Raw genomic sequence first — 1,726 nt, 5'->3', positions numbered from 1 at the left:
TACATGGGAAGTGACTAATACCTTCGTAGTTGGCCTTGTCATTGCCATTTATAGTTTGTTTCCGGGGGCAGTTTTTACCATTGGTGTAGCATTAATTGTTCCCGCCAGTTTAATTTTAGTGCTTCTTTGTATTAGAAGTGCGTTCTTAGTTTTCTCACATAGTGTCGACAAGTATGAAAAAGCATTAACGTATATATCGGGGTTAACGGGATTAATTATTCCCGGGCTATTAATCAGTGTTTTGCCGATTACCCATCTTGGGTTTGTTGAAGGAATGCGAGGAAATGAAGAACTTAATCTTTTCAAGCTTTTCACAAGTCCAAATGAATATGCCTTTATGGGGTTCGGAATTTTGAGCACGCTGTTTTTATCATCGTTACTTCTATCTGATTACTCAAAACAGGCTGATGAAATGAAAGCATATAAAATATACCGACGGGACGCGAAGATAACGGGGCCGCTTATGTTAGTCATGGCTATGATGGTAATGATTACATTAAAAAGTGAAGCGAATTGGCTATACGAGGGGATGATGAAAAACTCTGCATTATTACTCTTTTCGTTAGTCTTTTTTATCATTAGCGGAGTGGCTTTGTATCTTCCTTATTTTTCCAATCGAGAGGTTAAAGGAATGCCGCGAATCGCTGTCATAGCGATTATCATTCAGTATTTGGTCGGCAGCTATGTTTATGGGATTGCTCATTTGCCATATATCATTTATCCGAATGTAACAATCCTCTCAGGTTTTACCGACCCGACGTCATTCCGGGCAGTGTTTGCCACATATATTGTAGGCTTTGCGATTTTAGTTCCAGGTTTCTATTATTTCTGGTCCATCTTTATGAAAGATCAACGTCGAAAATTCAAACGGCGACAAATGACGAATTAGTATATCTTCTAAAAGCGAGGTTATCACTATGAAAAAGTTAGATTTGCTAAAATATGCAGTTTTAGTCATCTCACTCTTTTTAAGTTATCAAGCAGTTGAAGCACATGATAAAAATTTTCAAGTTGATGGGACCTATATTTCGACAAAAAGAGATGTCACAGGTGACCAAAAAATAGATATCATCCAGGTTCAAGGATTGCCGTATGAGAAAGGAAGCAAGTTTCTTAAAAAAATAGAGCTGAGTGTTGAAAGCAACCGCCGTACAATTAGCGTACCTCTAAAAGCAGGGTATAATCCCGACCTCATGCTTGCTGACTTGAATAAAGATGGGGTTCAGGATGTATTAGTCACGGTTTTGATGGAAGGTACGGATCGCTTACTAAATAGTTATGCCTTCACGTTCAAAGATGGAAAAGTTCAGGAATTAGAGGTTCCGCCATCTGTTCCTGTAATGGCTCAATTTCTTGACGGCTACAAAGCGGAAATCATTATTGAAGGGCAAAAGCCTGTTGTGATAGATGTCAGTTCAAGAAAACAAGATTATGAAGAATTAGGTATTTATCAAGATGGAAAGTTGAATGAACCGACCGAGCTTTTGGTTGATCCCTACTCGTCATTGAACCTCAAGACCGTTTTTGGAAAAGGAAAGGGCCTTGTGGGGGTTCAATATGTGAAAGGGGCCGACGAGCGTGATCCGTTGATGGAGATTAAATCAGTATGGACCTACAACGATGGGTGGGAACTTGTAAAGGCCCAGGTTAAACCAATCAAGGTAAAGAAGAAAGAGTAGTCAGTGCACAAGGCTTGAGGCGGAGTGGGATTTTGAAACATCAAAGG

General features: G+C 39.6%; 2 protein-coding genes. Both read left to right on the top strand.

Annotated features, from left to right (window positions below; translation table 11 throughout):
- Positions 1-889, top strand: an 889-nt coding sequence (locus AC1DUW_RS27795; protein ID WP_477644050.1) for a cytochrome d ubiquinol oxidase subunit II, incomplete at its 5' end; no start/stop codon positions are given.
- A 28-nt stretch (positions 890-917) separates the two neighbouring features.
- Positions 918-1,679, top strand: a complete 762-nt coding sequence (locus AC1DUW_RS27790) for a hypothetical protein (protein WP_477644049.1) — start codon at positions 918-920, stop codon at positions 1,677-1,679.
- The last annotated feature ends 47 nt before the right edge of the window (positions 1,680-1,726 follow it).

Source organism: Peribacillus sp. P4_C12 (assembly GCF_056402095.1).
This window is presented reverse-complemented; position numbering and strand designations above follow the sequence as displayed.

Excerpts from the sequence above, each read along its gene's own strand:
- AC1DUW_RS27790 (WP_477644049.1), top strand. The coding sequence starts at position 918 with ATGAAAAAGTTAGATTTGCTAAAATATGCAGTTTTAGTCATCTCACTC.